Source organism: Nocardiopsis metallicus, assembly GCF_014201115.1.
In the GTDB taxonomy this organism is placed as follows: domain Bacteria; phylum Actinomycetota; class Actinomycetes; order Streptosporangiales; family Streptosporangiaceae; genus Nocardiopsis; species Nocardiopsis metallicus.
On sequence record NZ_JACHDO010000001.1, the window covers coordinates 4,238,831 to 4,258,090 of the forward strand.

14 protein-coding genes are annotated in these 19,260 nt (G+C 70.8%); 7 read left to right on the forward strand and 7 right to left on the reverse strand.

Annotation, left to right across the window (positions count from 1 at the left end; translation table 11 throughout):
• Positions 1–34 precede the first annotated feature (34 nt).
• Entirely contained in the window at positions 35–772 is a 738-nt protein-coding gene (locus tag HNR07_RS18450; RefSeq protein WP_017583260.1) for a GntR family transcriptional regulator, read from the reverse strand.
• 274 nt (positions 773–1,046) lie between these two features.
• Between HNR07_RS18450 and HNR07_RS18455 the strand changes: the two genes are divergently transcribed.
• The 3 genes from HNR07_RS18455 to HNR07_RS18465 all read left to right on the forward strand — a co-directional run bounded on the left by HNR07_RS18455 (position 1,047) and on the right by HNR07_RS18465 (position 3,883).
• A complete protein-coding gene (locus tag HNR07_RS18455) occupies positions 1,047–2,090 on the forward strand; it encodes an SIS domain-containing protein (RefSeq protein ID WP_184366056.1) in 1,044 nt (347 codons plus the stop codon).
• A 182-nt stretch (positions 2,091–2,272) separates the two neighbouring features.
• Positions 2,273–2,680, forward strand: a complete 408-nt coding sequence (locus tag HNR07_RS18460) for a YciI family protein (RefSeq protein ID WP_184366057.1) — start codon at positions 2,273–2,275, stop codon at positions 2,678–2,680.
• Between the two features lie 66 nt (positions 2,681–2,746).
• A complete protein-coding gene (locus HNR07_RS18465) occupies positions 2,747–3,883 on the forward strand; it encodes an RNA polymerase sigma factor (RefSeq protein ID WP_184366058.1) in 1,137 nt (378 codons plus the stop codon).
• Positions 3,884–3,946: 63 nt separating this feature from the next.
• Here HNR07_RS18465 and secA read toward each other — a convergent pair whose 3' ends face one another.
• On the reverse strand, positions 3,947–6,796 hold the full coding sequence (gene secA / locus HNR07_RS18470; protein WP_184366059.1) for a preprotein translocase subunit SecA: 2,850 nt from the start codon (positions 6,794–6,796) through the stop codon (positions 3,947–3,949).
• 329 nt (positions 6,797–7,125) lie between these two features.
• On the opposite strand from secA, the gene HNR07_RS18475 reads away from it, so the two are divergent.
• The gene (locus HNR07_RS18475; protein WP_184366060.1) at positions 7,126–7,629 is read left to right on the forward strand and encodes a hypothetical protein; all 504 of its coding nucleotides are present in this window, start codon (positions 7,126–7,128) and stop codon (positions 7,627–7,629) included.
• Between the two features lie 191 nt (positions 7,630–7,820).
• On the opposite strand, the gene hpf is transcribed toward HNR07_RS18475, so the two are convergent.
• The 5 genes from hpf to mtrA all read right to left on the reverse strand — a co-directional run bounded on the left by hpf (position 7,821) and on the right by mtrA (position 15,166).
• On the reverse strand, positions 7,821–8,492 hold the full coding sequence (gene hpf / locus HNR07_RS18480) for a ribosome hibernation-promoting factor, HPF/YfiA family (protein ID WP_017583254.1): 672 nt from the start codon (positions 8,490–8,492) through the stop codon (positions 7,821–7,823).
• Positions 8,493–9,331: 839 nt separating this feature from the next.
• Positions 9,332–10,237 carry a ComF family protein gene (locus HNR07_RS18485; protein ID WP_184366061.1) on the reverse strand — a complete coding sequence of 302 codons (906 nt, stop codon included), beginning with the start codon at positions 10,235–10,237 and terminating at the stop codon, positions 9,332–9,334.
• Between the two features lie 414 nt (positions 10,238–10,651).
• Complete coding sequence (locus HNR07_RS18490; RefSeq protein WP_184366062.1) at positions 10,652–12,553, reverse strand: LpqB family beta-propeller domain-containing protein; 1,902 nt, start codon at positions 12,551–12,553, stop codon at positions 10,652–10,654.
• The gene (gene mtrB / locus HNR07_RS18495) at positions 12,550–14,472 is read right to left on the reverse strand and encodes an MtrAB system histidine kinase MtrB (RefSeq protein ID WP_184366063.1); all 1,923 of its coding nucleotides are present in this window, start codon (positions 14,470–14,472) and stop codon (positions 12,550–12,552) included. The genes HNR07_RS18490 and mtrB overlap by 4 nt, the downstream gene beginning before the upstream one ends.
• 16 nt (positions 14,473–14,488) lie before the next feature.
• A complete protein-coding gene (mtrA, locus tag HNR07_RS18500) occupies positions 14,489–15,166 on the reverse strand; it encodes an MtrAB system response regulator MtrA (RefSeq protein ID WP_014908694.1) in 678 nt (225 codons plus the stop codon).
• Between the two features lie 459 nt (positions 15,167–15,625).
• Between mtrA and HNR07_RS35625 the strand changes: the two genes are divergently transcribed.
• From HNR07_RS35625 to HNR07_RS18515, 3 genes are read left to right on the forward strand one after another with little or no spacing between them, the layout of a single operon-like run.
• Entirely contained in the window at positions 15,626–17,212 is a 1,587-nt protein-coding gene (locus HNR07_RS35625) for a glycerophosphoryl diester phosphodiesterase membrane domain-containing protein (protein ID WP_281386916.1), read from the forward strand.
• The gene (locus HNR07_RS18510) at positions 17,209–17,934 is read left to right on the forward strand and encodes a DUF4129 domain-containing protein (protein ID WP_184366064.1); all 726 of its coding nucleotides are present in this window, start codon (positions 17,209–17,211) and stop codon (positions 17,932–17,934) included. The genes HNR07_RS35625 and HNR07_RS18510 overlap by 4 nt, the downstream gene beginning before the upstream one ends.
• Complete coding sequence (locus HNR07_RS18515; protein ID WP_184366065.1) at positions 17,931–19,145, forward strand: DUF4350 domain-containing protein; 1,215 nt, start codon at positions 17,931–17,933, stop codon at positions 19,143–19,145. Before HNR07_RS18510 ends, HNR07_RS18515 begins: the two co-directional genes overlap by 4 nt.
• The last annotated feature ends 115 nt before the right edge of the window (positions 19,146–19,260 follow it).

The window sequence follows — 19,260 nt, forward strand, 5'->3', positions numbered from 1 at the left end:
CCCTCTCGGACGCGCGCCCCGGGGGCGCTGGGCGTCAGTCGCCGTGCTGCCGCGGATCGAGACGGGAGTGCAGCTGATAGCGGTCAGCACGGTAGGTGGACAGCGCGAGTTCCACACACTGTCCCTTGGCGAAGCTTCGGCGCTGCATGACCAGCACCGGGCTTCCAGCGGGTAGGCCAAGGAGACGGGAGTCGGCCGAGTCGCAGATCCCGGCCTCGATGGTCTGTTCTCCGGAATCCAACAGGATGTCGAACTCGTTTTCCAGGACCTCGTAGAGGGACCGTTCGGCGAGGTCGTGATCCTCCAGGCCCGGAACCATGGCAGCGGGGATGTTGGAGCGCTCGACCGCCATGGGTTCGTCGTCAGCGGTACGCATGCGTTCGATGTGGTGGACGAGGGTGCCGGGGGCGATGTCGAGCATGCGCGCGGTGTGCCCGCTGGCCGGGATGACCTGCCGGATCAGCTCACGGGCACCCGGTTCGAAGCCGCGGGCCCGCATGTCCTCGCTGAAGGAGGCCAGCACCAGGGACATCTCGATCTTGGGCCGGGCCACGAAGGTGCCCTTGCCCGGGACCCGGTACAGGCGGCCCTCGGCGACCAGAAGGTCGATGGTCTGGCGCACGGTCATGCGGGAGAGGCCGTAGGTGGTACTGAGCTCGCGCTCGGAGGGGACCATGTCGTCCACGCCCAGCCCGGCCGAGGTGATCCAGTCCAGCAGCAGGTCGCGGAGTTGGACGTACTTGGGCAGTGGGTTGCTGGCGTCGATCGACATGGTGCGGGCGGCCTTCTCGGTCGGCGATTCGGGCTGGCGTTAGACCTTAGCGCGGCATCTGCCCCGGCATCTGACTCTTGCCGGGTACTGCCGGATTCTGACTGGTATAGTCCGGACTAGACCATAGCTCGACCCGCGTGTCAATCCTCCTTGTGCCACGCGGAGCGAACCAGCATCGTGGCTGGCCAGAGGGATAGTTCCGGGCCGCCAACGAACGATCGACGCGGCCCCCGGCGCATGTCCAGGACCGCCCGCCCACACCGGAAGGCTCCGCATGACCACCACGACCAGCGTGATGCGCTCCGAGATCGCCGAACAGCCCGAGGCCCTGCGGCGCACGTTCGCCGAGCTGCTGCCGCTGCGCGGCGAGATCGAGGCGCTCGGCCACGCCACCAAGCACGTCCTCTTCATCGCCCGCGGTTCCTCGGACAACGCGGCCGTCTACGGCAGTTACCTCCTCCAGGCGCACACCGGCCGCCTGGCCACGCTGGGCTCCCCGTCCATCGCGACCGCCTACGGCGCCAAGATCGACCTCTCCGACGTTCTCGCCGTGGCCATCTCCCAGTCCGGCAAGACCGAGGAGATCGTCGAGACCATGCGCTGGGCCGCCGACTGCGGTGCCCGGACCGTGGGCGTCACCAACGGCGCGGACTCCCCGCTGGCCGCCGAGGCCGACGTCGCCCTGGTCACCCGGGCCGGGAACGAGCTGGCCGTGCCCGCCACCAAGACCTACAACACACAGCTGGCCGCGCTGGCGGTCCTCGCCCTGGGGCTGGGCGCCGACCTGGACGCCGGGGAGCTGGAGCTGGTGCCCGAGGGCATCGAGCAGACCCTCGCCGCGCCCGCGGACGCCCTGGAGGAGATCGTGGAGCGGATGGTCGCCGTGCAGGGCGCGGTGATCTCCGGGCGCGGCATGGCCTTCTCCACGGCGCTGGAGGCGGCGCTCAAGCTCAAGGAGGCCTGCTACCTGCACGCCATGGGGCTGTCCTACGCCGACCTGCTGCACGGCCCGATCGCCGTGGTGGACCCGCGCACCCCGGCACTTCTGGTCGCCGCGCCCAGCGGCCCCACCCTGGACGGCACGGTCGCCCTCGCCGAGCGGGCCCGCTCCGCTGGCGCCCCGGTGTTCGGCTTCGGCGGCGGTTCGACCCTGGCCGCCGCGAGCGACCTGTCCGTGCCGATCCCGGACGTGCCCGAGTGGGTGTCGCCGATGAACCTCATCGTGCCCGCCCAGCTGCTCACCGAACGCCTCGCCCGCCGCCTGGGCTACAACCCCGACGTCCCCCGGGGCCTCAACAAGGTCACGCAGACCTCCTGACCCCGGACTCCGGGTTCCCGACGGCCCGGCACCGCCCCCACGCGGCGCCGGGCCGTCCGTGCGAGAGGGCCCGAACCGAGAAACCCCGGAAAAGTCCGGCCGATGATGTCGAGAACCCGTGGCTGGTTCCGTCCCCGGTATGAACGCGACCACAATGGGTCGTGTCGCACCGAGGAGAGAACATGGCCAAGTACCTGCTGCTCAAGCACTACCGAGGCGCCCCGGTTCCGGCGAACGACGTGCCCATGGACCAGTGGACGCCGGCGGAGGTCTCCGCACACATCGAGTTCATGGGCGATTTCGCCGACCGTCTGAAGGAGACCGGCGAGTTCGTGGACGCCCAGGCCCTCGCCCCCGAGGGGACGTTCGTCCGCTACGACGGCGAGGGCCGACCGCCGGTCACCGACGGCCCGTTCGCCGAGACCAAGGATCTGATCGCGGGCTGGATGGTAATCGACGTCGACACCTACGACCGCGCCCTCGAACTCGCCGGGGAGCTCTCGGCCGCGCCCGGAGCGGGTGGAGAGCCGATCCACGAGTGGTTGGAGCTGCGCCCGTTCATGGGCGAGCCGCCCGTCATCACGGAGTGAGACCCGGTGGACAGCACGGAGCAAGGGACGGGGAAGGGCCCGGCGGACAGTCCCACGGACCACCCGGTGGACGACTCCGTGTCGCGGGCCCTGGTCCCCGCGGTGATCGCGATCCTCGTCCGCCGCGGAGCCGACTTCGCGACGGCCGAGGACGCCGTCCAGGACGCCCTGGTCGAGGCGGTCCGCAGGTGGCCGGGCGCCCCGCCCCGGGACCCGAAGGGCTGGCTGGTCACCGTGGCCTGGCACCGGTTCCTGGACGCGGCCCGATCCGAGAGCGCCCGCCGCAGGCGTGAGGAACTCGTCGACATGGAGCCCGGGCCCGGTCCGGTGACCTCGGTGGACGACACTCTCCGGCTCTACTTCCTGTGCGCCCACCCGTCACTGACGCCCTCGTCCGCGGTCGCACTCACCCTGCGCGCCGTGGGCGGGCTGACCACTCGGCAGATCTCCCGGGCCTACCTGGTCCCCGAAGCGACCATGGCACAGCGGGTCAGCCGGGCCAAGCGCACCGTCGCGGAGAAGGGCCTGGAGCAGCCCGGGGACGTCGCCACCGTGCTGCGCGTCCTCTACCTGGTCTTCAACGAGGGCTACTCCGGCGAGGTGGACCTGGCCGCTGAGGCCATCCGGCTGACCCGTCAGCTCGCGGCCGGGGTCGACCACCCCGAGGTGGCCGGGCTGCTCGCCCTCATGCTGCTGCACCACGCCCGGCGCGCCGCCCGGACCGGGCCCGACGGCGCCCTGGTACCGCTGGCCGAACAGGACCGCGGCCGGTGGGACACCGGCCTGATCGCCGAAGGGGTGGGGATCCTCCAGGCCGCGCTGACCCGCGACCGTCTGGGCGAGTACCAGGCCCAGGCAGCCGTCGCCGCGCTGCACGCCGACGCGCCCACCGCCGAGGAGACGGACTGGCCGCAGATCGTCGAGTGGTACGACGAGCTCACGCTGCTGACCGACAGCCCGGTGGTCCGGCTCAACCGGGCGGTGGCCGTCGGGGAGGCCGACGGGCCCCGCGCGGGGCTGGCCGCCCTGGCGGAGCTCGACGAGTCACTCCCCCGCTACACGGCGGTCGCCGCCCACCTGCACGAGCGGGCCGGGGACCCGGAGAGGGCGGCCCGACTGTACGCCGAGGCTGCCCTGAGGGCGCCCAACCTCGCCGAACGCGACCACCTCACCCGCCAGGCGGCCCGGCTCAACCAGCGCTGACACGCGTGCGGGCGCGGCCCCGAAGGAGCCGCGCCCGCACGCGCTACCGGTGCACCTCAGCCGTTACCGGGCCGTGGGGTCACCGTGGCACTTCTTGTACTTCTTACCCGAGCCGCAGGGGCAGGGAGCGTTGCGGGCGGTACCCGCGTACTCGCTGTCCACGGCCTCGCTGTGCTTCTCGACGGAGCCGTCCTCGCTCGGCGCGGAGTACTGGAGCCGGCTCGGCTGGTCCTCGCCGAACCCGGGGACCACCACGTCCTCGGCGCCCTCCGCCTCCTCGCTGGGCGCGTCGGCCTTGGCGGCCTCGGCGTCCTCCTCCACGGCGGTGGCGACAGCGGTCGCACCGGTGGAGCCGCCGCCGACCGCGGCGGCGGTCTGCGCGGCGGCGGAGGCCGTGAGCGTGGGCTCCTCCTTCTTGCGGACCTGGACCTCGACGTTGAAGAGGAAGCCGACCGACTCCTCCTTGATGGCCTCCAGCATCTGCTGGAACATGTCGAAGCCCTCGCGCTGGAACTCGATCAGCGGGTTGCGCTGAGCCATCGCGCGCAGGCCGATGCCCTCCTGGAGATAGTCCATCTCGTAGAGGTGCTCACGCCACTTGCGGTCCATGACCTGGAGGATGACGCGGCGCTCGACCTCGCGCATCGCCTCCTCGCCCAGCTCGGACTCGCGGGCGTCGTAGGCGGCCTTGGCGTCCTCGACCACCTGGGTGGCGATCAGGTCGCCGGTCAGGGTGTGCAGTTCGCCGTTCTGCTCGATGAACTCGTCGACGGTGAAGCTGATCGGGTAGACCTGCTTGAACGCCCGCCAGAGCTTGTCGAGGTCCCACTCGTCCGGGTCGCCCTGGGCGGTCTCCTCCACGACGTAGCCGCGAAGCACCTCCTCGAGCATTTCCACGACCTGGTCGCGCAGGTCCTGACCCTCCAGGACCTTGCGGCGCTCGGCGTAGATGACCTTGCGCTGGCGGTTGAGGACCTCGTCGTACTTGAGGACGTTCTTGCGGATCTCGAAGTTCTGCGTCTCGACCTGGCCCTGGGCGGAGGCGATCGCCTTGCTCACCATGCCGGACTCGATCGGCTGGTCGTCCGGGATGTTCAGCTGGTTCATGAACACCTCCAGACGGCTGGAGTTGAACAGGCGCAGCAGGTCGTCCTGGAGCGACAGGTAGAAGCGGGACATGCCCGGGTCACCCTGACGGCCGGAACGGCCTCGGAGCTGGTTGTCGATGCGGCGCGACTCGTGTCGCTCGGTACCGAGCACGTACAGACCGCCGGCCTCGACGACCTTCTCGTGCTCGGCCTCGAACTCCGCGGTGGCCTTCTCCAGCGCCTCGGGCCAGGCGGCCTCGTACTCCTCCGGGGTCTCCAGCGGGGTCAGGCCCCGGTTCTGGAGCTCCTCGTTGGCGATGAAGTCCGGGTTGCCGCCGAGCATGATGTCGGTACCGCGACCGGCCATGTTGGTGGCCACGGTGACGGCGCCGAGCTTGCCCGCGCGGGCGATGATCGAGGCCTCACGCGCGTGGTTCTTCGCGTTGAGGACCTCGTGCGGGACGCCCTCGCGCTTGAGCATCCGGGAGAGGAGCTCGGACTTCTCGACGCTGGTCGTACCGACCAGGACGGGCTGCCCCTCCTCGTGGCGCTCGGCGATGTCCTCGGCCAGGGCCTGGAACTTGGCGTCCTCGTGCTTGTAGACGACGTCCTTGAGGTCCTCTCGGACCATCGGCCGGTTGGTGGGGATGGGAACCACACCGACGCCGTAGGTCTGGGTGAACTCCGCCGCCTCGGTCTGGGCGGTACCGGTCATGCCGGCGAGCTTCTCGTAGAGGCGGAAGTAGTTCTGGAGCGTGACCTTGGCGAGAGTCTGGTTCTCGTCCTTGATCTTGACGCGCTCCTTGGCCTCGATGGCCTGGTGCATGCCCTCGTTGTAGCGGCGACCGGCAAGGACGCGTCCGGTGAACTCGTCGACGATGAGGACCTCACCGTCCTTGACGATGTACTCCTTGTCCTTGCGGTACAGCTCCTTGGCCTTGAGGGAGTTGTTGAGGAAGCTGATCAGCGGGGTGTTGACGGCCTCGTAGAGGTTGTCGATACCCAGCCAGTCCTCCACCTTGGCCACGCCGGACTCGGTGATGCCGACGGTGCGCTTCTTCTCGTCGACCTCGTAGTCGGTCTCCTTCTTCAGGCGGGGCGCGATCTTCGCGAACTCGGCGTACCAGCGCGAGTTCTGCTCGGAGGGTCCGCTGATGATCAGCGGCGTGCGCGCCTCGTCGATGAGGATGGAGTCGACCTCGTCGACCAGGGCGAAGAAGTGCTCGCGCTGGACCGTGTCCTTGAGCGAGAGCGCCATGTTGTCACGCAGGTAGTCGAAACCGAACTCGTTGTTCGTTCCGTAGGTGATGTCGGCCTTGTAGGCGTTGCGGCGGGCCTCAGCGGTCATCTGGGGACCGACCACGCCGACCTCGAGCCCGAGGAAGTGGAAGATGCGGCCCAGGTTCTGGGCGTCGCGTCGGGCGAGGTAGTCGTTGGTCGTGATGACGTGGGCGCCCTTGCCCGCCAGGGCGTTGAGGTACACCGCGAGGCTTCCGGTCAGGGTCTTGCCCTCACCGGTCTTCATCTCGGCGATGTTGCCCAGGTGCAGGGCGGCCGCGCCCATGATCTGGACGTCGAAGGGCCGCTGACCCAGGGTGCGCTTGGCCGCCTCACGGACGGTCGCGAAGGCCTCGGGGAGCAGGTCGTCCAGGGACTCCCCGTCCTCGTAGCGCTCCTTGTACTCCTGGGTCAGGTCCCGCAGCTCTTCGTCGGTGAGGTCGACGTAGTCGTCCTCGAGCGCGTTGACCTGGTCCTTCAACTTCTTGAGCCGGCGCAGGATCTTTCCTTCACCCGCGCGCAGGAGCTTGTCGAGTATGCCTGGCACTTCCTATGCGCTCCTCGCAGATCGCGGTTGGCTCCGCCTGGGGGCGGAGAGTCAGATCTAGGCCCGCTGACCGCTTCCCGTGGCAACGGAGGTCAGGGGGAGAATCCTGGGTCCTCGGGCCTACATCCTAGAGGACCCGGAACCGCTTCCCGTCCTCCCGACAAACGAGTGGGATGGGTATAGATGTTCCCGCCCTTTTCATGATGTTTGTGCAGACTCGCGCATTCCTCCGGGTAGGGCAATAGGAAGTGGTGGACAGGAGGGCGATCCGTCCACCTGCCGCACCGCGAGTACACCGACTTTCGATCGTGTTCCCGGGAGGGATCACCATGCGAACGAACCGGAACGACCGTTCGGCGGGGAACCCGCGGTGGGGACCGGTGCCACCGCCCACACCGGCCGATGCCGTGGAGGAGGCCGTCGAAGGGCAGGATTCGCGACGCAGGCGGGGGGAGGACGATGATCCCGGTCTGGGCTGGGAGCTCCACCGCCCCACCGACGAGGACCAGGACCGGCACGGGCGCATCCGGGGTTTCCAGCGCCAGGGCGGCAGCCTCGCACCGACCAGCGGCCACCGGGGCAGCGCGGCCTCGTGGGTCTGCGTCGCCCTCGGAACGGTGGGCTTCGGCCTCGGCGGCCTGGCGATCGTGCTCGACTGGTCGGTGCCGCTGCTGGTGGCCGGAGCCGTCCTGATGGTCGCGGCGCTGGTGGTGGCGGTGGTCTGGGACATCCTCAGCGACGTGGTGCTGGACCCGCCGCGCTACGAGCCGGAGGAGCCGCACCAGACCCCGCTGCACCGGATCAAGCAGGCCGAACGGTCCCAGAGTGACTGATCGGCAGCCGCCTGGCCCCTCACTGGCCGCCCCTTGGACGGCTGGCGCTTCGCCCGGTGGCGCACCGGGCGAAGCGGCCGGATCGCCATCGAACGCACGACCGCGGCGGGCCGCCGTGGCCCGCCGCGGTGCGTGTGCCGGCTCTTCCACCTCCCGTGCGGGGGAGTTCTTCGAAGGACGGGGGCGAGGTCCTAGTCCACGAGCCTCAGAACGCCGTAGTTGAAGCCCTTCCGGCGGTAGACGACGCTCGGGGTGTCCTTGACCTCGTCATGGAAGAGGTAGAAGTCGTGTCCGACGAGTTCCATCTCCATCAACGCCTGGTCGATGCTCATCGGCTTGGCCCGGTGGAACTTCTCCCGCACGATCACGGGAGCTTCCCCCTGGGTGTCGAGTTCCACGAACTCGTCGGAGAAACGGCCGTCGACCTCGACGCCGTCGATCTCCTCGTCCCCGCCGCGCTGGGCGGGGGTCGCCTTGGCTGGTGTCGGGGTGAGTGAGGGCAGGTCTCCGGGGAGGTGGGCGGTCGCTGCCGCCACGGAGACCGGAGTGTGGTTTCCGCGGTGCACCTTGCGGCGGTCCGCGGACTTACGGAGTCGGGCCTCGATCTTGTCGATCGCGAGGTCGAGAGCGCCGTGACGGTCCACTGACGCGGCTTCGCTCCGGATGACCGGGCCGTCGGAGTGGATGGTCAGTTCAACCCGCTCGCGGACGTCGGCGAGCTTGGGGTTGCGCTCCTGGGACACCTCCACATCGACGCTCATGCCCTTGCGCTCCCACTTGGAGAGCCTGTCGAGCTTGTTCTCGACGTGCTGTCGGAACTTCTCACTCACACCGGTGCGTCGACCTTTGACGATGATGTCCATAGGACCCCCTTCATCGCGTGGCCGCCGTGAAGGCGACGGCCAGGCTGGCTCTGCTCCCCTCCCGCGTTGGGGAGGGTGTGACGCGCTAGCCCCTTTCCGTCTGCGCCCCGTTCTTCTCGGGGTCACGACTCGGTTGGAAGTGCGTATACCCATCAGAGGCAGGGTCATCACGCGCCCCAAGGACACGATTGCCTGAGACCCCTGAACTGGGAAAAAGAACTTTTGACCTATTTGGCGTGAGTCGCCCACCGGGCGGGGAGGCAGGGGCGGGCGGAACGTGGTCGGAGAGGTCGGCCCGGAACAAGAGTTCGGAGAAGCCACCCCGGAATGAGGGACTGACCTGGGCTGGGAGGAACTCGGGCACAAACGCCCGGGTGGACGCGGCGCGGCGGAGACGGGTGGGGGTCCACACCCCCGGAGCGTTCGCTCCGGGCGTCACGGACCCCCGCACGTCGGCATGCCACCCGTCCGGCCGACCTGGTCTTCGTCCCCACATCCGCCTGCTGAGAGTGTCGCCGCTCTTATCCGCGACTACTGCTCTTCTCCCTGTCATGAGGGACATCGGGACCCTCCGCGGGGCAGGACTTACCTCTAAGGCGCACCGTGATCGGTCGACGAAAAGTCGCCTTACGTGGGCCGTTTCGCCTGCGCCTGGCATCGGCTTGCCGGAGGAGCTCCCCGGTGTTCCCGGGGGCTCCGAAAATCCGACGCAACCACGGACCCGGACGGGTGCCATACCTGGACCGTAACCTGTCCTAGCGCGGATGTCAGGTAGCGAACGGGGGACCAACCGGCCGACAAGCGCCGCAAACCCTTGCTAACAGGCACCTTTCGCCTGTTCACGAGGGTTTGTAAAACCTTCTTGCCGCCCCTGCCTTCGGCCGAGGTTCGCACGCCCCCGAAGAGCGGAGGCTCTCGGCTAGCACCAGGGCTCCCACCACCGTGGCGCCCTCCTCGCGCAGCGCGCGGGCCGCCTCCGCGACCGTGGCGCCGGTGGTGAGCACGTCGTCCACCACGACCACCCGCTGCCCGCGCAGGTCCCACCGGTTCCGCTCGCCCCGGCCCGTTCCCCTCCGGCCGCTTCCTCTCCGGCCCGGTCTCCCCCGCACCGGTACCGCTCGTTCCACGCCTTCTCGAACAGATCCGGTTGCTTCCGGTCCCGCTCCGCCCCGAACCCGGGCGCCTCGCTTCCCAGGGCCCCGCCGCGCCCGTACCGGCCCTGGTGCGGCGGTGAAGGCCCCCACCCGGTTGGCCAGGCGCTGGGCACGCCCCAGGCCGACCTGGCGGCGAACTCCGCGGCGGTAGCGCAGCACCGGCGCGACCCCGCCCGTGACCGACTCACCGGCCAGGTGCGCGCAGGCCCGCGCCAGCCGCAGGACCGGCCCGTGGCGGCCCGAGGGACCGCGTCCGGGAACCGGCACCAGCAGTGTGTCCGGCGCGGCCCAGCCAGAGGCCCGGTAGGCGCAGGCCAGCCTCTCCCCCAGGGGTGCCGTCAGCTGTTCGTCCCCGTGTTCCTTGTAGGCGAGCAGGACCCGGCGGTGGTACCCGGAGTAGGGACCCGCCGCCCAGACCGGAGGGCAGCGCTCACGAGGCCGTGCACGGTGCGGTCGGCGTTCCAGCACGGCGTGGCAGCCCGTGCACAGAGGGCCGTCGGGACCGGCGCACCCCGCGCAGGGGCGCGGCAGCAGGAGTTCGAGCAGGGGGTCGAGGAGGACGGAGAGCGGACGGCGCACCACGGTGGACATCCGGTGCGCCCACCACCCGCGAGGGGTGTCCGGGGCCCGAACGCCCCTGGACCAGGTCTGGGAGGATCCGCTGTCAGGAGGGCGGGCGCCGGCGGGCCGGGCGTTCGGGAGTGGGGACTCGGCGGAAGGGAAGTCAGGGGGTGGAGCCATGCTTCCAGCGTCGGTCACCAGGGCCGCCCTCGCCAGCCGCGGTTCTCAGCCTGTGGATAACTTCCCGCCCCACGGCGAGCCCACCGACCCGCGAACACCCCCGCGCTCGGCCGGGGAGGTCCGATCCCGGCCGACGAGGTCGAGAACAGCCCGAAACGACCGGCCCCGCCAAGAAGACCGGCCCCGTCCGGAAGGATCGGGGCAGCCGGTGCAGCCGGTGCGGCCGGGGCTGCCGGGAAGGCCGACCCATCAGGGCGGCCCGCGTCAGCCCGGGAAGGTCGGGGAGCTGCCCTCCACCACGTTCTTCCAGTTCAGGGGGTCGGTGGACACCCAGATGTTGCCGTCGTCCGAACCCGCGAGCAGGGGCTGGCCGGGTGCGCCGGAGATCGTGACCATCCCGGCGACCGGAGTGCCCGCGCTGGCGGCGGGCGTGCCGCCGTCCAGGGCGACGAACAGGGCCTGGGTGGTGCCGCCGTCGCGGCTGCCCAGGACGACCAGCTGGTCGCTGGAGCGCCAGGCCACCCCGGTGACGTCCTCCAGTTCCTGGTCCGCGAGGCTGATGAAGGAGCCGACCGAGACCTGGCCGTCCTCGCCCTCCACCACGCGTCCGACCTGGAGCGATCGCTGACCGTCCTGCTCGGTGACCACGGCGGCGCGGGTGCCGTCCCGGGAGATCCTGAAGTGCACCAGGGAGTGGTCCCGAAGCCCCCGGACCTCGGCCCGGACCACCTCGTCGCCGTCGCGGAGCAGCCACAGCGCGGTGTCCCCGGGGGCGGGCGGGTCCTGGCCACCCGTGCCGGTGGATACGGGTTCGTCCCCCGCCGGGGCGTCCTCCTCGTCCTCGTCGTCCTCGGAACGGCCGTCGTCCCTGGTCTCCTCGACCACCCAGAGGTTGCCGTTCACGTCCCACGACAGCTCGGTGAACACGCCGTCGCTGAGGACCTCCCGGGGCTCGGCCCCCGCGCTGGCGAAGCTGGTGACGACCTCGCTGCCGCCCAGGGTGATCCCCGCGACGGTGCTCTCGTCGAGCGAGACCGCGAACCGCTCCAGCGGGACGTCCCCGGTGCCCAGGGGGCCGGCTACCCGCTCGGCGTCGTCGAAGGTGTCGGCTTCCCAGTCGGCCGCGGACCACAGCTGGCCGTCGTGCGTGAAGTACGCGCGGATGCCCGAGGCGGTGGCCCCGGGGCTCACCCTGGCCCAGTAGTCGCTGCCCGGGCGCGGCCGGTCGGAGCTGTCCCCGTCCGACTGCGGGAAGCTGACCTCCTCGCCGTTGATCTTGAGCGTGAACTCCTGGATCTCGGGCAGCTGGCGCAGGGTCCAGGCGATCTGGGCGCCCATGCTGTACTCGTCCGCGTCCGGCACCCCGGCGATGTTGATGACGGCGCGTTCGGCGTCGATCTCGGTGCGCGGGACCATGCCTTCGGGAAAGGCGGAGATCACGGCCGGGGCCAGCCAGTCGGTGGGGCCGCCGATGAGCTTGCGCAGCAGGCGTTCGGCCAGCTGGTCGGTGCTGACCGGCAGGTAGACCGGGTCCGGCACCAGGGCGGAGCCCGTCGGGTTGAAGTAATAGAGGTTGAACGGGCGGTAGGTGCGCTCGACGTCCAGCTGGCTGAGGATGATCTCGTCGGGCAGGTCCCGGATCCGCCACTCGCCCTCGGGGTCGCCGTCCTCACGGGCGAGGGTGAAGGTCTCCTCCAGCATGGTGCCGGTCTCGGCCGGAACGTACTTGCCGCTCTCGTCGATGCTGGCCATCTCGTTGCTGCGGATGCGCACGGTGGCGCTGAGGCCGTCGGTGGAGATCTCCGAGTCCAGGTCCACCGCGTCCTGGTCGGAGAAGACCCGTACCGCGCCGTCCGGGGACCAGTCCTCGCTCATCTCGGGAAGCATGTAGCTGCGGGCGGCCTTGTGGTCCTCCTCGAAACTGCCGAGGTCCTTGAGGAAGCCGTCGATCAGGCCTTCGGGCTCGACGCCGGGCTGCGGCCCGGCGGGCAGCAGGCGCACGTAGCCGCCGTAGGGATCGCCGGTGCTGTCTCCACCCTCGCCGGGGACGACGGGGCCGGTCATGGGTACGCTCGCGCAGGCCGCCAGAGACACGCAGGCGAGCGCTCCGGCGGCAGCGGTACGCGCGACCCGGGCCAGGCGTCCGGGGCTTGCCACGTCGCTCACAGCGCCTCCTCCTCGTCGGCTCCGGGCCGTCCCCGGTCGGGGCTCCCGGTTCTGTCCGCGCCTGTTCCCGTTCCCGCGGCGGGTCCGGAGCCGCTTGCGCCGTCCTTGGCGCCGCCGCCCTTGGCCCCGGCCGTAGCGGCGGCAGCGGCGGCAGCGGCGGCAGCGGCGGCAGCGGCGGCAGCGGCGGTTCCAGGGGTTCCGCCGTCCTTGTCGCCGAAGGCCGTGAAGTTGCGCCCCAGGGCGATCTCCGGCGGGACCAGCGGCAGCGGGGACCCGCGCAGCTCGGCCCCGGAGCGGCGGGGCAGGGACAGCCGGAACTGCGAGCCCTGGCCCGGCAGGCCCCACGCCTGGAGCCAGCCGCCGTGCAGGGTGGCGTCCTCCTTTGCGATGGACAGGCCCAGGCCGGTACCGCCGGTGGTGCGCACCCGGGAGTAGTCGGCGCGCCAGAAGCGGTCGAAGCACAGGTGCTCCTCCCCCTCCTTGAGCCCCACCCCGTAGTCGCGCACGGCCACGGCGATGGCGTCGCGGTCACCGGCGGCGGCGACCACCACGTCGCGCCCCTCGCTGTGCTCGATGGCGTTGACCACGAGGTTGCGCAGGATGCGGTTGATCCGACGGGTGTCGAACTCGGCCACGCAGGGTTCGGCGGGCAGGCGCAGGACCACCTTGATGCCGCGGCGCTCGGCGATCTGCTCGGCGTCGCCCACGGCCTTCATCACCGAGTCGCGGATGTCCGCCGACTCGATGCCCAGGGTGGCGGCCCCGGCGTCGTGGCGGCTGATCTCCAGCAGGTCCGCGAGGAGCTCCTCGAACCGCTCCACCTGGCTCTGCAGAAGCTCCACGGAGCGCCGCTGGGAGGGGTCGAGCTCCTCCCGGTCGTCGAAGAGCAGGTCGCCGGCCATCCGGATGGTGGTGAGCGGGGTGCGCAGCTCGTGCGAGACGTCGGAGACGAACTGGCGTTGGAGCTTGGACAGCTCCTCCAGCTCCTGGATCTTCTCCTGCAGGTTGCCCGCCATGTCGTTGAAGGACATCGCGAGCCGGGCGAGGTCGTCCTCGCCCTGCACCGTCATGCGTTCGGTGAGGTCGCCCGCGGCCAGGCGCTCGGCCGACTGCGCGGCGGAGCGCACCGGGGTGACCACCAGGCGGGTGATCATGAACGCGATCAGCCCGAGGAGGATCACCAGCAGTACCGCGACCAGCGCGACCGTGCCCTGGACCAGGTCCAGGATCTCCTGCTCGTGCTGGAGCGGGAAGATGTAGTACAGCTCGTAGGCGTGGGTGAGCTGGGCGCCCACGACCAGGGCCGGTTCGGTCGAACCGTCCTCCATGTCGATGCGCGTGTACGTGTGGTACTGCTGGTCGAACACCTCGGACTGGCGGACCTGTTCGATCAGGCGCGGCGGGACGCTGCCCTCGCCGGTGGCCCAGCCGAGCTCGTCGCTCACCGAGGGCAGGATGAACACGCTGTAGAGCCCGGTGTCACCGCTGCGGCTGGTCAGCTCGCTGGCGATGTTGTTCAGCAGCCGGTTGCGGTCGCCGATCTCGTTTTCCTGGAGCTCCACGAGCGCGTAGTTGAGCCCCGCGCGGTGGTCGTTGACCGCCGCGTTGATCTTGGCGTCCAGCAGACCGCCGCGCACCTCGGAGATCAGCACGTATCCCAGCCCCGCCATGACCAGCAGGGACAGGACCAGGGTCGTGCTGATGACCCGCAGGTGCAGCGAACGGCGCCAGTTGGTGTGCACCCCGCGCACCAGCGCGCGGGCGGCGCGCTGGGCGAGGAGGTAAGCCCTGGTCAGGCCGGTGTTGTTGTCACGCCAGCCGCCGGAGCCGTCTCCGGCCGCGGGCAGCCCGGAGGCGGGGACGGAGCGATCCCCTTCGGGGTCGTTGCCCCGCCCCTCCTCGGGTTCGGACGCGGTCATGTGGGTCCCGGAGGGCTCAGGCGGTTCCGGCCTTGTAGCCGACGCCGCGAACGGTCACGACGACCTCGGGGTGCTCCGGGTCCTTCTCGATCTTGGCGCGCAGGCGCTGCACGTGCACGTTGACCAGGCGCGTGTCGGCGGCGTGGCGGTAGCCCCAGACCTGCTCCAGCAGGACCTCGCGGGTGAAGACCTGGCGCGGCTTGCGGGCCAGGGCGACCAGGAGGTCGAACTCCAGCGGGGTGAGGCTGATCTGCTCGCCGTCGCGGCGTACGGCGTGCCCGGCGACGTCGATGGTGATGTCACCGATCTGGAGGACCTCGGGCGCGGGCTCCTCGGTCCGGCGCAGCCGCACGCGCACGCGGGCCACGAGCTCCTTGGGCTTGAAGGGCTTGACGATGTAGTCGTCGGCGCCCGACTCCAGGCCGAGGACGACGTCGACGGTGTCGCTCTTGGCGGTGAGCATGACGATGGGAACCCCGGACTCGGCACGGATCTGACGGCACACGTCGATCCCGTCGGCCCCGGGCAGCATCAGATCGAGGAGGACCAGGTCGGGTTTGGTCTCGCGGAAGGCCTCCAGAGCCTTGTCCCCGTCGTGAACGAACGAGGGCTCGAACCCTTCACCCCGCAACACGATGCCCAGCATCTCGGCGAGGGCGAGGTCATCGTCGACAACCAGTACACGTCCCTTCATCGGCGTATCCGGCGCCAGGTGTCCGCCACCGCCTTGTGGGCGGGGGGAGTTCCGGCGCCTACTCCTCTCTCCTGGAACACTCAAGCGGCGTCAGTGGTCGGTGCCCGTGTTCCCCGACTCCCGGGGGACACTCCCCTGCCGCGGGGAACTGCGTTTCGTCTCCCCCAACCTTGCCAGCTTCGGACGGTGTTGGAAGAGCGGTCAGCGGTGTTGGGCCCTTATGAACCGATTTCGGTCACCGGCGGCGTCGTCCCTGGCGAAGAAGGCCCGGAAAGCTTCGTGACTTGGCCGGTTGGTAACAGAAAGCATACAAAAGGAATGAAGTGCGTGGGTTGTCGTGGGACACACTCCAACGCCACTGAGAAGCGGTGGAACCGGCCGGTAGGTTGGTTTCCGACAGGTCAGAATTGGCGCGAAAACGCTTGCGCACAGTAACCGAGCCTCATGGAGGGCAGGCAGATGAGCCAGGAGGACGGCCACCGGGAGGGGTCGGGAGACGGCCCCGAGGTTCAAGGGCCGCCCGAGTCCGCGGACTCCACCGGGGCGGGCGGATGGGCCGCCCCCGGTCAGGGCTCAGCCCCGTCCTCTCCCGAGGGGAGCCGGAGCGCTCCCCCGAGCTCCGGCCAACCCGGCTACGGACCGCCAGAACCCCCGCCGGGGTACGCGCCGCCCCAGGGTTACGGCGGGCAGGGTTACGGCGGGCAGGCCTACGGACCCCAGGGGCAGGGCACTCCCCCGGGCTACGGCGCCCCCGGCTACGGGCCCCGTGAGCAGGTCGGCGCCCCCGGCTACGGCACTCCCGGTTACGGGCCGCCTCACGGCCAGGGCGTTCCCTCCGGCTACGGCCAGCAGGGATACGGCGCCCCCGGTTACAGCGCACCGGGCTACGGCGCCCCCGGTCAAGGCACTCCCGGCTACGGACCTCACGGTCAGGGCGGTCCGCCCCCGGGTTACGGTCCCCCCGGCCAGGGCGGCCCCTCCGGCTACGGCCCCCACGGGCAGAGCGCGCAGGGACCGAGTCCGCAGCCCATCAAGACCGGAGTGGTCGCGCTCCGGCCGATGACGCTCGGCGACATCTTCAACGGTGCGTTCAGCTACATCCGCGACAACCCGCGGACCACCTTCGTGCTGGCCCTGGTGGTCATGGCGATCGCGAGCAGCGTGAGCGCGATCGCCTCGGCCCTGCTACCCGCGGAGACCCTCACCTCGTTCGACGAGATCCTGGCGGATCCCGCCGCCCTCGACCCCGACGACCCCATTTTCCAGACATCGCCGCTGGTCAGTCTGCTGAGCTTGGTCGGCGGCCTGATCACCCTGGTCGGCGGGGCCATCCTGCTCGGCCTGCTCGCAGCGGTCGTGGCCATGGCGGTGCTCGGCCGACGGCTCACCGTCGCCGAGGCGTGGGAGGCCGTGCGCGGCCAGGTCGGCTCGATCATCGGCCTCGCCTTCATCAAGCTCGGCATGCAGATCATCATGGCCATCGTCTTCTTCATCGCGATGATGATCGTGGTCTTCGTCGCCGTACTCCTCAGCTTCGCGTTCCAGAGCTTCGGGGCGGCCGTCGCCGTCGGCCTGCTGATCGTCCTTGTGGGGATCGCGGCCGTCGCAGCCCCGGCCCTGTGGATCTGGATCCGGCTCTACTACGCCATGCCGCTGGTCGTGCTGGAGCGGCTCGGCCCCTTCCAGGCCATCGCCCGTTCCTGGCGCCTGTCCCAGGGCGCCTGGTGGCGCACGTTCGGCTACTGGCTGCTGGCCCTGCTGATCGTGTTCGTGGTGAACCTGATCCTGGGTCTGCCGTTCGGTGTGGTCCTCGGCTTCGACGTCCTCCCGTACGGGGACTACGGGGTGGTCGTCACCGCGGTGATCTCCTACGTGATCACCGTGCTGGTCTACGCCCTCACCCAGCCCTTCCTGGCGGGGGTGAACACCCTGCTCTACCTCGACCTGCGGATGCGCCGCGAGGGCCTGGACCTGCACCTGCAGCAGGCCGCGCAGCAGGGTCAGGCCGTCGGCTCGGAGATCTTCCTGCCGAGGTACCGCACGTGAGTCCCCTCCACGCCGCTCCCCTGGAGGTGACCCGGGAGGAGGGTCGCCGCCGTGCGATCGAGGAGCTGTCCGACCCGGTCTACGGGCAGAACGAGCCCTCCCTGCTGGACCGCCTCCTCATGTGGCTCGGCGAGTTCCTGGACTGGCTGGGCCGGGCGGGCGAGGGGGTCGTCCCCGGCGGCTGGCTCCTGGCCGGCGTGCTCCTGGTGGTCCTGGTACTGGTCGTCGCCATGATCTTCTACCTGCGCCCCTCCCGGAACCGCCGGGTCGAGGCGCCGCTGCACGAGGGCGAGGTCCGCACCGCCGCCGACCACCGCGCGCTCTCCGAACGCGCCGAGGCCGCCGGTGACTTCGCCGCGGCGGTGACCGAGCGGCTACGCGCGATCAGCGTGGACCTGGAGGACCGGGTGATCATCTCCCCCAAGGCCGGGCGGACCGCCACCGAACTCGCCGCCGAGGCCGCCCGGACACTGCCCGGCGAGGCCGAGGGCCTGCGCGAGGGAGCCCGCATCTTCAACGACGTGGCCTACGGCGACCGCGCCGCGACCGCCGACACCGCCCGGTTCATGCGTGAACTGGACGGACGGCTGAGCACGGCCCGCCCGGTCCTCAGCGAACCGGTGCCCGCCGGGGGCGCTCCGACCGGCCCCGCCGAACCGCCGGGCCAGCACAGCGGCCCGGCCCCCACCGACAACCAGCCGTACGACGAAGGGCGACGATGACGACCACCGCGCCGCCCGAGCCGCGGTCCCAGGCGACGACCGGCCCTGCCCGGCCAGCGGCCCCCGGCGGCTCCGCAGCCGGACGCCTGTGGCGTGCCAGCAGGCTGCCGCTGGCCGCGTTCACCCTGCTGGTCGTCGTGGCGGTCCTGGTCTCGCTGGGCCGGGAGCCGTTCCCCTCCGGCTACCTGGAGCCCCAGAACCCCGAACCCAACGGTTCACGCGCGCTGGTGCGGCTGCTCGAGCAGGACGCGAACGTCACCGTCACCCGCGGCTCCGAGGCGGCGGCACGGGCCGTGGAGCGGGCGGGGGACGACACCGTACTGGTGCTCTTCCTCGACCACCGGCTGCTCCCCGAGGAGCTGGACGCCCTGGCCGAGTTGGAGGCCGACACCGTGCTGGTGCAGCCCTCCCTGCGCTCCCTGAACACCTTCGCGCCCGGGACCGACGTGACCGGTCGGGCCCACGAGGGGCGCACCCTCGAACCCGGCTCCGACTGCGAGCTGCCCGCCGCGTCCGCCGCCGGTGACGCCGGGGTGGTCGGCGAGCTGTACTCGGCAGAGCCCGGGACCGAGGCCCTGGGCTGCTACCCGGCCGACGGCGGTTCCGCCCTGCTCCAGGTGACCGCGCCGGACGGCACCACCACGACGCTGCTGGGCACCGGTGCCCCGCTGACCAACCGGGACCTGGACTCGGCGGGCAACGCCTCGCTGATGCTGAACCTGCTCGCCGCCGAGGACGTGGTCTGGTTGCGACCGGACCCGCCCGAGGAGATCGGCAGCGCCACCCTGTGGGAGCTCGTCCCGTCGGGGCTGCGCTGGTCCCTGGTCCCGCTGGCGCTCACCCTGTTGCTGTTCGCCCTCTGGCGCGGGCGGCGGATGGGCGCGCTCGTACCGGAATCCCTGCCCGTGGTGGTGCGGGCCGCGGAGACCACCGAGGGCCGGGCGGGGCTCTACCAGTCCCGCCAGGCGCGCGACCGTGCGGTCTCGGCGCTGCGGGAGGGCTTCCTGGAGCGTTCGCTGCCCAAGCTGGGCCTGCGCCGGGACGCCGGACCGGAGGCGGTCGTGGCCGCGGTGGCGGCCCGCAGCGGGGACGACCCGCAGACCCTGTGGCCGCTCCTGTACCCGGCCCAGCGGGACCCGTACGCGGCGAACGACGACGCGATGCTGCGGCTCGCCGGGGAGATCGACCAGCTCGCCGGGAGGCTGCGGTGATCCCCGGCAGCAGCCGCTCACCGCTCGACCGTGGGCCGAACGGCCGCGAGCCGCACAGATGTGAGCCGCACAGACCCGAACAGACCCATGGGGTCACTGACGTATCGAGAGAGGT

Coding starts and splice junctions, on each gene's coding strand:
- HNR07_RS18460 (WP_184366057.1), top strand. CDS start 2,273: ATGGCCAAGTACCTGCTGCTCAAGCACTACCGAGGCGCCCCGGTTCCG.
- HNR07_RS18485 (WP_184366061.1), bottom strand. CDS start 10,237: ATGTCCACCGTGGTGCGCCGTCCGCTCTCCGTCCTCCTCGACCCCCTG.
- HNR07_RS18515 (WP_184366065.1), top strand. CDS start 17,931: ATGACGACCACCGCGCCGCCCGAGCCGCGGTCCCAGGCGACGACCGGC.
- HNR07_RS35625 (WP_281386916.1), top strand. CDS start 15,626: ATGAGCCAGGAGGACGGCCACCGGGAGGGGTCGGGAGACGGCCCCGAG.
- HNR07_RS18450 (WP_017583260.1), bottom strand. CDS start 772: ATGTCGATCGACGCCAGCAACCCACTGCCCAAGTACGTCCAACTCCGC.
- hpf (WP_017583254.1), bottom strand. CDS start 8,492: ATGGACATCATCGTCAAAGGTCGACGCACCGGTGTGAGTGAGAAGTTC.
- mtrA (WP_014908694.1), bottom strand. CDS start 15,166: ATGAAGGGACGTGTACTGGTTGTCGACGATGACCTCGCCCTCGCCGAG.
- HNR07_RS18475 (WP_184366060.1), top strand. CDS start 7,126: ATGCGAACGAACCGGAACGACCGTTCGGCGGGGAACCCGCGGTGGGGA.
- mtrB (WP_184366063.1), bottom strand. CDS start 14,472: ATGACCGCGTCCGAACCCGAGGAGGGGCGGGGCAACGACCCCGAAGGG.
- HNR07_RS18455 (WP_184366056.1), top strand. CDS start 1,047: ATGACCACCACGACCAGCGTGATGCGCTCCGAGATCGCCGAACAGCCC.